Annotated in this window: 13 protein-coding genes; 3 read left to right on the top strand and 10 right to left on the bottom strand. The window is 71.6% G+C overall.

The genetic code is table 11. The features are described from left to right. Positions 1-21 precede the first annotated feature (21 nt). The gene (locus IEX42_RS15105; RefSeq protein WP_188780513.1) at positions 22-684 is read right to left on the bottom strand and encodes a spermidine synthase; all 663 of its coding nucleotides are present in this window, start codon (positions 682-684) and stop codon (positions 22-24) included. Then, on the bottom strand, positions 684-2,201 hold the full coding sequence (locus IEX42_RS15110; protein ID WP_188780514.1) for a multicopper oxidase family protein: 1,518 nt from the start codon (positions 2,199-2,201) through the stop codon (positions 684-686). Before IEX42_RS15110 ends, IEX42_RS15105 begins: the two co-directional genes overlap by 1 nt. Positions 2,202-2,311: 110 nt before the next feature. On the opposite strand from IEX42_RS15110, the gene IEX42_RS15115 reads away from it, so the two are divergent. Beyond that, positions 2,312-2,764 (top strand): DoxX family protein, encoded by a 453-nt coding sequence (locus IEX42_RS15115; RefSeq protein WP_188780515.1) that lies wholly within the window; start codon positions 2,312-2,314, stop codon positions 2,762-2,764. Positions 2,765-2,814: 50 nt separating this feature from the next. Further along, positions 2,815-3,045, top strand: a complete 231-nt coding sequence (locus IEX42_RS15120; RefSeq protein WP_188780516.1) for a hypothetical protein — start codon at positions 2,815-2,817, stop codon at positions 3,043-3,045. A 15-nt stretch (positions 3,046-3,060) separates the two neighbouring features. Here IEX42_RS15120 and IEX42_RS15125 read toward each other — a convergent pair whose 3' ends face one another. From IEX42_RS15125 to IEX42_RS15150, 6 genes are all read right to left on the bottom strand, one after another. Further along, positions 3,061-3,756, bottom strand: coding sequence for an HNH endonuclease family protein (locus tag IEX42_RS15125; RefSeq protein WP_188780517.1), 696 nt, complete (start codon positions 3,754-3,756; stop codon positions 3,061-3,063). Positions 3,757-3,819: 63 nt separating this feature from the next. Then, positions 3,820-5,040, bottom strand: a complete 1,221-nt coding sequence (locus IEX42_RS15130) for an ABC transporter ATP-binding protein (RefSeq protein WP_188780518.1) — start codon at positions 5,038-5,040, stop codon at positions 3,820-3,822. Between the two features lie 3 nt (positions 5,041-5,043). Next, on the bottom strand, positions 5,044-5,883 hold the full coding sequence (locus IEX42_RS15135) for a carbohydrate ABC transporter permease (protein WP_188780519.1): 840 nt from the start codon (positions 5,881-5,883) through the stop codon (positions 5,044-5,046). Next, positions 5,883-6,839 (bottom strand): carbohydrate ABC transporter permease, encoded by a 957-nt coding sequence (locus tag IEX42_RS15140; RefSeq protein ID WP_188780520.1) that lies wholly within the window; start codon positions 6,837-6,839, stop codon positions 5,883-5,885. The genes IEX42_RS15135 and IEX42_RS15140 overlap by 1 nt, the downstream gene beginning before the upstream one ends. After that, positions 6,839-8,143 carry an extracellular solute-binding protein gene (locus tag IEX42_RS15145; RefSeq protein WP_188780521.1) on the bottom strand — a complete coding sequence of 435 codons (1,305 nt, stop codon included), beginning with the start codon at positions 8,141-8,143 and terminating at the stop codon, positions 6,839-6,841. The genes IEX42_RS15140 and IEX42_RS15145 overlap by 1 nt, the downstream gene beginning before the upstream one ends. A 211-nt stretch (positions 8,144-8,354) precedes the next feature. After that, positions 8,355-9,257: an alpha/beta fold hydrolase gene (locus IEX42_RS15150; protein WP_188780522.1), complete on the bottom strand. Its 903-nt coding sequence runs from the start codon at positions 9,255-9,257 to the stop codon at positions 8,355-8,357. Positions 9,258-9,323: 66 nt separating this feature from the next. Here IEX42_RS15150 and IEX42_RS15155 point away from each other — a divergent pair, with 66 nt between their 5' ends. Then, complete coding sequence (locus IEX42_RS15155) at positions 9,324-10,235, top strand: alpha/beta hydrolase (protein WP_188780523.1); 912 nt, start codon at positions 9,324-9,326, stop codon at positions 10,233-10,235. Here IEX42_RS15155 and IEX42_RS15160 read toward each other — a convergent pair. Both IEX42_RS15160 and glpX read right to left on the bottom strand, forming a co-directional pair. Then, a complete protein-coding gene (locus tag IEX42_RS15160) occupies positions 10,168-11,088 on the bottom strand; it encodes a carbohydrate kinase family protein (RefSeq protein ID WP_188780524.1) in 921 nt (306 codons plus the stop codon). The genes IEX42_RS15155 and IEX42_RS15160 overlap by 68 nt on opposite strands. Beyond that, entirely contained in the window at positions 11,085-12,095 is a 1,011-nt protein-coding gene (glpX, locus tag IEX42_RS15165) for a class II fructose-bisphosphatase (protein ID WP_188780525.1), read from the bottom strand. Before glpX ends, IEX42_RS15160 begins: the two co-directional genes overlap by 4 nt. Positions 12,096-12,107: the final 12 nt, after the last annotated feature.

The following is a 12,107-nucleotide window of genomic DNA, read 5'->3' on the forward strand; positions in this document are numbered from 1 at the left end:
TCCGGAAGTCAGGGGTCTCAGTCACGGCTGGGAGGCTACCGCGCCCTCGTAGAGCCAGTACGCCTCGTCCCGTCCCTGGAGCCGTACCGGCAGCTCGATCTCCTCGCACCGGCCGAGCACCGCCGTCACCGCGGCCGCCAGGGCGGACGAGCGGTCGGCCGACCAGACGACCAGGCGACCACCCGGCCGCAGCACCTGGCGGACCTTCCGCAGGCCGTCGACGGCGTACAGCGCGGCGTTCGCGTTGTGCACGAGGTTGTCCGGACCGTTGTCGACGTCGAGCAGCACCAGGTCGTACGACGGCCCGGTGCCCGGCGAGAGCAGGTCGGCCACGTCGCCGACGACGACCTCGAGCCGCGGGTCGTCCAGCAGTGCCGGCCCGTGGGGGACGGTGCCGTCGCGCAGCCACGCCACGAGCCGCGGCTCGAGCTCGGCGACGACGCACCGCTCGACCCGGTCGTCGTCCAGGACGGCGGCCGCGGTGAACCCCAGTCCCAACCCGCCGACGAGCACCGTGAGCGGTCCGGGACCGGCCTGCGCCAGCGCGGCCGTGGCCAGGGCGCGCTCCGTCGAGGTCTCGGCCGTGTCCATGACGAACAGCCCGTTGGCCCGCAGCTCCAGCGTGCCGTCCTCGCGGACCCTCAGCGCCAGGTCGTCGCGGGTGCGAGCGACGTCCCTGGCCATCAGCGGACGTAGGACACGACGGTCATCATGCCCAGCGCGCCGTGGTAGAGGTTGTGGCAGTGCAGCAGCCACTGGCCCGGGTTGTCGGTGTCCAGGTCGACCGCCAGCCGCTGCCCGGGCAGCACGTTGACGGTGTCCTTCCGCACCCCCGGCCGCCCGCCGCTCACGACGGCGTAGGTGTGGCCGTGCAGGTGCATCGGGTGGAACATCGTCGTCCGGTTGTCCAGCACCAGCCGCACGCGCTGACCCGAGAGGACGTCGAGCGGCTCGTGCTCGTCGTACGTCTTGTCGTTGATGGTCCACGTCCGCCCACCGCGCACCATCCGCAGCACCACCGGCAGCGTGGCGTCGGGCTTCCTCGCCCGCAGGGCCACCGCCTCGGTCGGGCGGAGGTCGGCGTAGGTCAGCAGCCGTCCGGCCGGCCCCGCCGCCCCGGCGGCCGGGGTGACGCCGCTCGCGCTGCGCAGCACCGCGCGCGCCGGCGGGTCCTCCTTGCCCTCGGGGACCACGTCGATCGGGAAGGCGCCGTCGCCGGCGGTGACCAGGACGTCGTACCGCTCGGCCATCCCGATCACCAGCGCGTCCACCTCGACCGGCTCGACGGGGAAGCCGTCACTGGCCACGACGGTCATCCGGTGCCCGCCGATCGCGACGCGGTAGGCCGTGTCCCCGCCGGCGTTGACCAGCCGGAACCGGATCCGGCGGCCCGGGCGGGTCGAGACGACGTACGGATCCGCCGGCGGTCGTCCGTTGACCAGGTGCAGCGGGTAGGCGACGTCGCCGGTGTCGGTGCCCAGCGGGTGGGTGGCGTCCACCCCGCCGTCGCTCGACATCTCCATGCCACCCATGTCACCCATGCCGTTCCTCGCCAGGTCCTCGAGGTTTGCCTGCGGCGAGCGGCCGACGCCGTCGGTCCAGTCGTCGAGGTGCAGCACGACGTCCTCGTCGTACGACAGCGGCTCGTCGGGGTCCTCGACGACGAGCGGGCCGCTGAGCCCGCCGTCGCGCTGCAGCTCGACGTGCGGGTGGTACCAGTAGGTGCCGGCGTGCGGCACCGCGAAGTCGTACGTCGTCGTGGCCCCGGGCGCGGTGGGCGTCATCGTCACGTCCGGTACGCCGTCCATGTCGTTGCGCAGCGCGAGGCCGTGCCAGTGGACGGTCGTCGGGTCGTCCAGCCCGTTGGTCATCGTGATGCGCAGCCGGTCGCCGACGGCGGCGCGGATCTCCCGGCCCGGGAGGGCACCGTCGTACACCGTGGTGCGGGCGGACCGACCGGCCAGGTCGACCGTCCCCGGGGCGGCGGTGAGCCGGCGGGAGACCGTACGACCCGAGCGCGCCCTGGCCCGCTCCGCCGCGGCGACCTCCGGCGAGCGTGGACCGATGCGGTCGACACCGTCGCGGGCCAGGGCCAGTGCCGTCGCTCCGCCCGCCACGGCGAGCACGCCGACTCCCGCCCCTGCTTGGAGGACGCGGCGCCGCGCCATGCGCGGTGACGGAGCGTCGGTCGGCTCGCTCACGCACTCACGCTCTCACACGGCGCCTGACTCGCAGCCGTCTGTCAGGTCCCTCTCAGGCGGCTCTCCTACGGTCGTTGAAACGTCAATCTCCCCGAGCCGAAAGGCCCACGATGAGCACCGCAGCCCCCTTCCGTGACGTCACCCTCCTGCTCGCCCGCGTCCTGCTCGGGGTGGTGCTGGTCGCCCACGGCTGGCAGAAGCTCGACGGCGGCGGGGTCGCGGGCACCGCCGACGGTTTCGCCCAGATGGGCATCCCGGCGGCGACCGCGGCCGCGGTGTTCGCGATCGGTGTCGAGGTCGTCGGCGGCGCGCTGCTCGTGCTCGGCGTGCTGACCCGCGTGATCGGTGTCCTGGTGCTCGCCGACATGGCCGGTGCGTTCTGGTACGTCCACCGCGACGCCGGTGTGTTCGTCGCGGACGGCGGGTGGGAGCTGGTGGCGGTGATCGGAGTCCTCGGCCTCGCCCTGGCCGGCACCGGTGCCGGGCGGATCTCGGTCGACGGCCTGGTCGGTCGGCTGCGGGGAGGCCGGCGTACCACCGACACGACGCCGGCTGCGGCCTGAATCACCCCCAGGGCGCGGGTGCCACTCGCGTGGCTGGGTACGACGACCTCATGAGCACTCCCGACGAGCAGGACCAGCAGGGTGAGGTCTCCGAGGTCAGCGCGATGGACCCGGCCGACGCAGACACCCCCATCCAGCCCGACCAGGCCACGCAGGGTGCGCCCGAGATGGAGAGCGGCGAGGTGCAGACCGACGCCGAGGCGGGGCCCAACGCGCGCATCGACCAGAAGGTGACGAAGAAGGACGAGGCACCGGGTCAGCGACCGGCCAGCGAGCGCTGACCCGGGCGCCGGGACTCACCGCTCGGTGACGGTGATCGTGGAGTCGGTGCAGTCCCCGGCCTCGCGCTGCAGCGCGGACTTCTCACCCGCGTCCTGGGAGAGACCCCAGCGGATCTTCGCGGCCACCCAGTCCTTGATGTAGCGGCAGTGGTTGATCGGCGGCAGCCACTCGGCGACGTCTTGGTCGCCCTTGCTGCGGTTCAGCGAGGCCGTGACTGCCACGAGCGTGCGGGTGTCGCCGAGGTCGTTGGCGTAGTCCTCGCGCCGCTGCGCGGTCCAGGAGCTGGCGCCGGAGTCCCACACCTCGGCCAGGGGGACGACGTGGTCGATGTCCAGCGCCGACGCCGAGGTCTGCGAGACGCCGTCGTAGTACGAGTACCACCGCCCGCCGCTCAACGAGCAGCCGGAGCCCTGGCTCGGGGCGTCGTCGGCCTCCTCGAGCAGCACCTCGTCACGGGTGTCGCACCCGTCGCCGTCGGCGTCGATCCACAGCCGGAACTTCGAGCGCTCGTACCCGGTACGGCTCTCGGTGCCGACCGGGATCTCGTCGATCGCCGAGGTCAGCGGGCCGGAGTACGTCGTACCGGCCGCGCGCGGTGCAGCGGCGGGGCCTGCGTCGGCGTACGTCGGCGCGCCGGTGGTGGCGAGCACGGTGGTGGTGAGGGCAGCGGTGAGCAGGGCGGCGGACGCCCTCCCGAGATGGAGGTCCATGGCCCGACTGTGCGACACCGCTCCCGCGAGGGGAACCCCGCAGGAGCGGTGTTCACACGATCGTCACTGCGCCGCGTGCGCTCCACCGGCGTGGGCGGGCTCGAGTGCCGGCGAGCTGCCGGCGTTCCCGGCGTCGACGGTGAGGTTCTCGCCGGTGCTCGGGTCGAAGAGGTGGATCTTGGAGGTGTCGACCCAGATCTCGGCCTGGTCGCCCTCCGTGATCCGGCTCGCTCCGTCCAGCGAGACCACCATCTGGGTACGCATGGCGTCGCCGTCGAGGTCCTTCTCGAGCTCCAGCAGCTTCTCGGTCACCTCCGGCGGCGCCTCGAAGGGGATGTAGGCGTACGACTCGTTGCCCAGCCACTCCACGAAGTCGACCGACGCCGTGAACGTCGTCCCGCCCCGCGTGTCGACCACCGAGGCGTCCTCGAAGTGCTCGGGACGGATCCCGGCGATCAGCAGCCCGCGGTCGCGCGCCTTGGCTGCCCGCTCCTCGCTGATCTCGACCGACCCGAACGGCAGCGACAGGGTGTTCCCCTCGACGGTGGCCGGCAGGAAGTTCATCGGCGGTGAGCCGATGAAGCCGGCCACGAACAGGTTGACCGGGTTGGTGTAGAGCTGCCGCGGGCTGGCCAGCTGCTGAAGGACCCCCCGCTTGAGCACGGCCACCCGGTCGCCCAGCGTCATCGCCTCGGTCTGGTCGTGGGTGACGTACACGGTGGTGATGCCCAGCCGCTTCTGCAGCCGTGCGATCTCGGTACGCATCTGCCCGCGGAGCTTGGCGTCGAGGTTGGACAGCGGCTCGTCGAAGAGGAACGCGTCGGCGTCGCGCACGATCGCCCGGCCCATCGCGACCCGCTGGCGCTGGCCACCGGAGAGGTTGCCCGGCTTGCGCTCCAGGTGCTCGTCGAGCTCGAGGGTCTTGCTCGCCTCGCGCACCTTGGTGTCGATCTCCTGCTCCGGCACGTCGCCCTTGAGGCGCAGCGGGAACGCGATGTTCTCGTACACGCTCAGGTGCGGGTAGAGCGCGTAGTTCTGGAACACCATCGCCAGGTTGCGGTCACGAGGGGCCAGGTCGTTCATCCGCTGCCCGCCGATGACCATGTCGCCGGAGGTGATGTCCTCCAGCCCGACGATCATCCGCAGCAGGGTCGACTTCCCGCAGCCCGACGGACCGACCAGGATCACGAACTCCCCGTCGGCCACGTCGATGCTGACGTCGTTCACGGCCGGGAACCCGTCGCCGTACTTCTTGACGATGTTCTTCATCTCGATGGAGGCCATGGCTCAACCCTTCACTGCGCCGGAGGTCAGCCCGGACACGATCTTTCGCTGGAACAGCAGGACGATGATGATGATGGGGACGGTGACGACGACCGACGCCGTCGCCAGCTGGCCGTACGGCGGGTTGAACGGGTCGGGCCCCACGAAGAACGACATCTGCGCGGGCACCGTGCGCGACCCGGTCGTGGTGGTCAGCGAGATCGCGAGGACGAACTCGTTCCAGGCGAAGAAGAAGGTCAGGATCGCGGCCGTGAAGACCCCCGGCGCGGCCAGCGGGACGATCACCTTGCGGAAGGCCTGCCACGAGGTCGCGCCGTCCACCTGGGCGGCCTGCTCCATCTCCCACGGGATCTCGCGGAAGAACGCCGACAGCGTCCAGATCGCCAGCGGCAGCGTGAACGACATGTACGGGATGATCAGCCCGGGCCAGGTGTTGAACAGCCCGATCGCGGTCCACATGTCGAACAGCGGCCCGACCAGCGAGACGACCGGGAACATCGCGATGGCGAGGGCGATCGAGAGCACCACCCGCTTGCCCTTGAACTCCAGCCGTGCGATGGCGTACGCCGCGAGTGTCGCGAAGACGACCGAGAGCAGCGTGGCGATCAGCGAGATGCCCAGGGAGTTGCGCAGCGCGTCGAGGAAGTCCGGGTTGGCAAGGATGTCCTTGTAGTTCTGCAGCGTCCAGTCCTTGGGGAGGAACTGCGGGCTGCCCGCGGCCGTCTCGTCGACGCCCTTGAAGGACAGCGACAGGATCCACACCACCGGCAGCAGGCACCAGACGAGGATGACGACGAAGCCGACGCCGGTGCCGACAGCGGTCCGGCGGTCCGTGGTAGCCACTAGCCCTCACCCCTCGCCTGGGCCAGGTCGACCCGGAACAGCTTGACGATCCCGAACGCGATCAGCAGCACGGTGAGGAACAGCAGCACCGACAGCGCCGACCCGAGCCCGAGCTGGAATTGCTCGATCACCTGCGTGTAGGTCAGGAACGACGAGGACGCCGTCCCCTGCGCGCCCTTGGTCATCACGAAGATGTTGTCGAAGATCCGGAACGCGTCGAGGGCCCGGAAGAGCACCGCGACCATGATCGCCGCACGCATGTTGGGCAGGATCACCCGGCGCAGCCGCTGCCACCAGGTGGCGCCGTCGACCTTCGCCGCCTCGATCATGTCCTCGCTGACCTGGGAGAGCCCGGCCAGCAGCAGCAGCGACATGAAGGGCGTCGTCTTCCAGATCTCCGAGATCATGATCGCGAACATCGAGGTGCCGTAGCCGCCGAACCAGTTGGTGTCGGGGCTGATCCCCGGCAGCCACGCGAACGCCGAGTTCACCCAGCCGTTGTTGAGGCTGAAGGTGAACTGCCAGGCGAAGGCGGAGACGACGGTGATGATGCCGTACGGGATGAGGATCGCGGTCCGGATCGCCCCCCGGGCGAACACGATCCGGTGCATCACCATCGCGAACACGAAGCCGATCACCAGCTCCACCGCGACGGTCACCACCATGATCAGCACGGTGTTGAACGTGTCGCGCCAGAACAGCGAGTCGGTCAGCACCGTGGCGTAGTTGCCCAGGCCCACGAACTGCCGGTCGTCGGGAGTGGTCAGGCGGTACTTGAACAGCGAGAGGTACAGCGCCTGCAGCATCGGGTACGCCGTCACCAGCACCATGAGGATCACGGCCGGCGCGACCAGCCGCTGCCCGAGGCGGTTCTCGGCCTTGGCCCGGTCGCTGGCAGGCGCCTTGGGCTTCGGGCGGCTCGTGTGGGCCCCGCGGGGGGCGGCCACGGCGCTCATCAGAGCAGCTTCTTCTGCTTGAGGACGTCGCGGATGAACTGCGCCGACTTTTCCGGCGTGGTGTCCGGGTTGACCGCGCTCGGCGGGTGCCAGGTCGACTGCAGCGCCCCGGAGATGTCGCTCCAGTACGGCGTCACCGTGCGCGGCGCGGCCCGGTCGAGGCTGCGCTGCCACAGGTCGAGCAGGTCCTGGGGGTAGATCTTCTTCAGCGGCTTGTAGTCGTACCCCGCCGCGCTCGCCGGCATGTTGCCCGTCAGCTCGGCGTTGACGCCCTGGTTGGTGGGCTTGGTGATGCACGCCGTCGCCTCGATCGCGTCCTCCACGTGGTCGGAGTACTTGCTCACCCCGATGCCGATGCCGCCGTACGGCGGGCGCGACGTGGTCGTGCTGCCGTCGCCGGCGACGGTCTCGGGGTACGGCGCGTACCCGAGGTCCTTCTTCACCTCGGGCTGGGTCTCGTCGTAGTTGGTCCAGATGTAGGTCCAGTTGACGAGGAACGCGCCCTGGTCGGAGCCGAAGGTCGCGCCGGCCTGCCCCTCCTGCGACACCGAGAGGTCGGCCGGGGCGGCCTTGGAACGGGCCAGCTCGGCCACCACCTTCGCCGCGTCCTTGCCGGCCTGGGAGCTCACGTCGATGGTGGCGTCGTCGCCGCGGCTGGTGTTGCTGGCCAGCTCGCCTCCGGCGCCGGAGATGAGGGCGTTGATCCACACGGAGTAGCCCTCGTACTTGTTGGCCTGCACGGCGACCTTGCCGCCGTTGGCGGAGGCGGCCTTGATGATCTGGTCCCAGGTGACCGGCTTGCTCATGTCGATGCCGGCCTTCTGCACGAAGGACTTGCGGTACCAGAGGACCTGCACGTTGGACCACAGCGGCGCCACGACGATCTTGTCCTGCCAGGTGGCGGCCTTGGTCGCGCCGTCGAAGGACTGCTCGCGCAGGGCGTCCTGCATGCTCTCGGGGAACGGTGCGAGGAAGCCGGCGTTGGCGAACTCCGCGGTGTACGGCGGGTCGATGCTCATGATGTCGATTCCCGAGTCCTTGGCGGCCAGGCGGCGGGCGAGCTGCACCCGCTGCTGGCCGGCGTCCTGGGGGAGGACCTGGGTCTTGATCGTGTAGTCGTCGGTGCTGCAGTTCTTGGCGACGGCGTCCTGGCCCCCGTTGTCCGGGTTGATGTACCAGGTCAGCGTCGTCCCGCCCGAACCGCCGCACGCGGCCAGCAGCGACGCGGCGAGCCCGAGTCCCAGCCCCGCGACGACCGGGCGTCGCCACCGCCGCGGCGAGCGCGGATCCTGCCCACGGAGCATGGTGTCCCTCCCTCACTCACTGATGTGTGCCGGATCACATTAGTCGTACGAGGCCGGTGAGGCGCAAGGGGTAGGTGGCGGGGCGTCACCTGCAACGTCGAGTGGTGCCCTCCGCTGGGTCGAGTTGCGCCTCGTACCGGACCGAGCGGTGCGTTGTGCCGGTGGGCACCGGTGGAAGGCGCCACTGAAGCCGGCAGAAGGCACCACTCGACTAGGAGGTGCGGTCCGCGGTGCGACGTACGCCGTCGACGATCAGCCCGTGCAGGGGCTCGGGGGTGTCGTGGCCCATGCCGCGTACGACCAGCAGCTCCGCGCCCGGTACGGCCGCCGCCGTGGCGCGCCCACCGCTGACGTGCACCATCCGGTCGGCGTCGCCGTGGATCACCAGGGTGGGGACGTCGAGGTCGTGCAGCGCCCGGGTCCGGTCCGGCTGGGTGAGGACCGCGAGCATCTGGCGGAGCACGCCGGCGGCGCTGATCGTGCGGTCCCAGGTCTCGGCCGCCTGGGCGCGGACGACGTCGTCGGGCCGGCGGTACGCCGGCGACCCGATCCGCTGCCACAGGCCCACGCTGGCGTCGATGTACGACGCCCGGTCGCGCTGGCGCGGGGCGAGGAGGGCGGGCAGCAGCGTCGGGTCCTGCCAGCCGACCGTGCGCCGGCCGGTGGTGGACATGATCGAGGTCATCGACCGGACCCGCTCGGGCCGGGCCAGGGCCATGCTCTGCACGATCATCCCGCCCATGGACACCCCGCAGACGTGGGCGGAGCTCCAACCGAGGTGGTCCATCAGGCCGAACGCGTCCTCGGCGAGGTCGCCGATCGAGTACGGCGCCCGCGTGGGCAGTCCGAGGAAGGCGCGCACCAGCTGGGCCTTGGTCACGCGTCCCTCGCCGCGCTCCGAGCGGCCCGTCTCGCGGTTGTCGTAGCGGACCACGAAGAAGCCGGCGCGCACGAAGCGCTCGCAGATCGCGGTGTCCCACCAGGTCATCGGTCCGCCGAGGCCCATGACCAGCAGCAGCGGCTCGTCCTCGGGGTCGCCGAACGTCTGGTAGCACAGCTCGGGGCCTGCGGGCTGCGGCGCCCGCAGCTCCTCGGATCGGGCGATCTCACTCATCGGCGCGAACCTATACCTGCCGGGTTCCCGCTCCCACGCGGCTGTCTCGGCTGTAACCTGCGTCACATGCTCACCAGTCGTGGCACGTTCCTCCGCCCCGAGGAGTACGCCGGCCCCGGCCCGCTGTGGAGCCTCGGCCGGGAGGGTGCGGTCGCCGCCGAGGTGCTCCGCGGCGAGCGGCACCGGCGCTCGCAGCGTCGTACGCTCCGCGGCCTGGCGTGGGCGCGGGTGGGGCGCGTCGTGGTCAACGAGCCGGTGCTGCTGGTCCCCGGGTTCATGGCCGGCGACTGGAGCCTGGTGCGGCTGGCCGAGCACCTGCGCGGCGAGGGATGGCGGACGTACCGCTCCGCCATCCGGGTCAACGCCGGGTGCACGATGAGCACCGCCGAGGCCCTCGAGCGCCGGCTGGAGCAGATCGCCGAGAGGCGGCAGGCGAAGGTGAGCATCGTCGGGCACAGCCTGGGCGGGATGCTCGGCCGCGGCCTCGCCGCCCGACGCCCGGACCTCGTCGCCGGGCTGGTGACGATGGGGAGCCCGGTGCTCGCTCCCGGAGCGGTCAACCAGCTCCTCGGGCTCAACGCCGCGGCGCTCACGGGTCTGCACCGGCTGGGCCTGCGCTCGGTGATGGGTGCCGACTGCGTGAGCGGCGACTGCGCGCGCGAGAGCTGGGAGCGCTCCCACGCACCGCTGGACCCCGCGATCGGCTTCACCGCGATCTGGTCGCGACGCGACGGCGTCGTCGACTGGCGCTCCTGCCTCGACCCCGCCGCCGAGCACGTCGAGGCGCGGTGCAGCCACCTGGGCATGGCGGTCGACCCGCTGGTACGCGACCAGGTCGCCCACGCGCTGGCCGAGCAGCGGCTGACCCGCGCGGCGCACGCAGGCGCCGAGCGCGAGCCGGACGCCCGCCTCAGCCCGGCCAGTCCTCCGGCAGGTCGGCCCGTCGAGGCGGGTCTGCGCCACGCCGCGAGCAGGTGATCGCGGCGGCCGTCGCCGCCGCCGAGAGCAGCCGCCGCAGTGCGGTCTCGTCGCGCGGCATCGCGCCCTCGCCGTACGACGACAGCGCCCCCGCCTGCGACAGCGCCACCAGCAGGGCGGCCATGAAGCTGTCGCCGGCGCCGACGGTGTCGACGGTGTCGACCTCCAGGCCGGGCACGCGTACCTCGAGGCCCCCGGCGTAGCCGGTCGCGCCGTCCGCGCCGTGGGTGACCACGACCAGCTCCGTGCGCTCGCCCTGCAGCAGCACCCGGGCGATGTCGCCGTGGTCGGCGCCGGGCTGCACGAGGTCCACGTCGTCGTCGGAGAGCTTGACCAGCGTGCAGCGGTCGGCCAGCGTCAGCAGGTCCGCCCACGCCGCCTCGGGTGAGTCGAGGAAGGCGGGGCGCAGGTTGGGGTCGAAGCTGACCAGGGTGTCGCGGCCGTAGGCCTGGTCGACGAGGTCGACCACCGAGGCACGACCCGGGTCGAGGCTGGCGCCGAGGGAGCCGACGTGCAGCGCGTCGCACGGGGGCAGCTCCTGGTGCGGCAGCGTCCAGCCCAGGTCGAAGGAGTACGTCGCCGAGCCGTCGCCGTGCAGCGTGGCCGTCGCCGTGCTGGTACGCCCGTCGTGCGTGGGGACGCCGACCACCTCGACCTCGTCGGCCGCGAGGTGGGCGAGCACCCGCTCGCCGCGGTCGTCGTCACCGACCTGGGTGACCAGCAGCGACGGCTCCTCGAGCCGGGCGATGCCGACCGCGATGTTGAGCGGGCCGCCACCGACGTGCTCCGAGGACGGCCGGCCGTCCTCACCGAGGACGACGTCGACGAGCGACTCGCCGACCACCACGATCACGGCGCGCCTGCGCCGACCACGGAGGCGTACAGGTCGACCTTGTCGCGCCGGTGCTCGGAGCGGATCCGGCGCACCGTGCCGCTGCGCGAGCGCATCACCAGCGAGTCGGTCGTGGCGCCGCCGCCGTGGTAGCGGACCCCGGTCATCAGCTCACCGTCGGTGATGCCGGTGGCGACGAAGAAGCAGTCGTCGCCGGCGACCAGGTCGTCGGTCGTCAGGACGCGGTCGAGGTCGTGGCCGGCGGCGATCGCGCGCTCCTTCTCGGCGTGGTCGTGCGGCCAGAGCCGTCCCTGGATCACGCCGCCCATGCACTTCATCGCGCAGGCGGTGATGATGCCCTCGGGCGTCCCGCCGGTGCCCAGCAGCAGATCGACGCCGGTGTCGGGCCGCGCCGCCATGATCGCGCCGGCGACGTCACCGTCGGAGATGAACTTGATCCGCGCGCCGGTGGCGCGCACCTCCTCGACGATGCCGTCGTGGCGGGGCCGGTCGAGCAGGACGACGCCGACGTCCTGGGTCGACTTCCCGGTCGCCTTGGCCACCTGGCGGATGTTCTCGGCGACCGGGTTGCGCAGGTCCACGACGTCGGCGGCGTCGGGCCCGGTGGCGAGCTTCTCCATGTAGAACACGGCCGAGGGGTCGTACATTGCCCCGCGGGGTGCGAGCGCGAGCACGGCGATCGCGTTGCTCATCCCCTTCGCGCACAGGGTGGTGCCGTCGATGGGGTCGACGGCGACGTCGTACTCCGGGCCGCTGCCGTCGCCGACCTCCTCGCCGTTGAAGAGCATCGGGGCGTCGTCCTTCTCGCCCTCGCCGATGACGACGGTGCCGGACATCTGGACGCTGGAGATCATCTCGCGCATCGCGTTGACGGCCCGCCCGTCGGCGCCGTTCTTGTCGCCCCGCCCGACCCAGCGGCCGGCGGCGAGCGCCGCGGCCTCGGTGACCCGGACCATCTCGAGGGAGAGGTTGCGGTCGGTGTGCGGACCGGAGGACGCGTCAGTCATGCCTGGACCCTA

Source organism: Marmoricola endophyticus, assembly GCF_014644415.1.
In the GTDB taxonomy this organism is placed as follows: Bacteria; Actinomycetota; Actinomycetes; order Propionibacteriales; family Nocardioidaceae; genus Marmoricola; species Marmoricola endophyticus.

Coding starts and splice junctions, on each gene's coding strand:
- IEX42_RS15150 (WP_188780522.1), bottom strand. CDS start 9,257: ATGAGTGAGATCGCCCGATCCGAGGAGCTGCGGGCGCCGCAGCCCGCA.
- IEX42_RS15155 (WP_188780523.1), top strand. CDS start 9,324: ATGCTCACCAGTCGTGGCACGTTCCTCCGCCCCGAGGAGTACGCCGGC.
- IEX42_RS15120 (WP_188780516.1), top strand. CDS start 2,815: ATGAGCACTCCCGACGAGCAGGACCAGCAGGGTGAGGTCTCCGAGGTC.
- IEX42_RS15115 (WP_188780515.1), top strand. CDS start 2,312: ATGAGCACCGCAGCCCCCTTCCGTGACGTCACCCTCCTGCTCGCCCGC.
- IEX42_RS15140 (WP_188780520.1), bottom strand. CDS start 6,839: ATGAGCGCCGTGGCCGCCCCCCGCGGGGCCCACACGAGCCGCCCGAAG.
- IEX42_RS15105 (WP_188780513.1), bottom strand. CDS start 684: ATGGCCAGGGACGTCGCTCGCACCCGCGACGACCTGGCGCTGAGGGTC.
- glpX (WP_188780525.1), bottom strand. CDS start 12,095: ATGACTGACGCGTCCTCCGGTCCGCACACCGACCGCAACCTCTCCCTC.
- IEX42_RS15145 (WP_188780521.1), bottom strand. CDS start 8,143: ATGCTCCGTGGGCAGGATCCGCGCTCGCCGCGGCGGTGGCGACGCCCG.
- IEX42_RS15130 (WP_188780518.1), bottom strand. CDS start 5,040: ATGGCCTCCATCGAGATGAAGAACATCGTCAAGAAGTACGGCGACGGG.
- IEX42_RS15125 (WP_188780517.1), bottom strand. CDS start 3,756: ATGGACCTCCATCTCGGGAGGGCGTCCGCCGCCCTGCTCACCGCTGCC.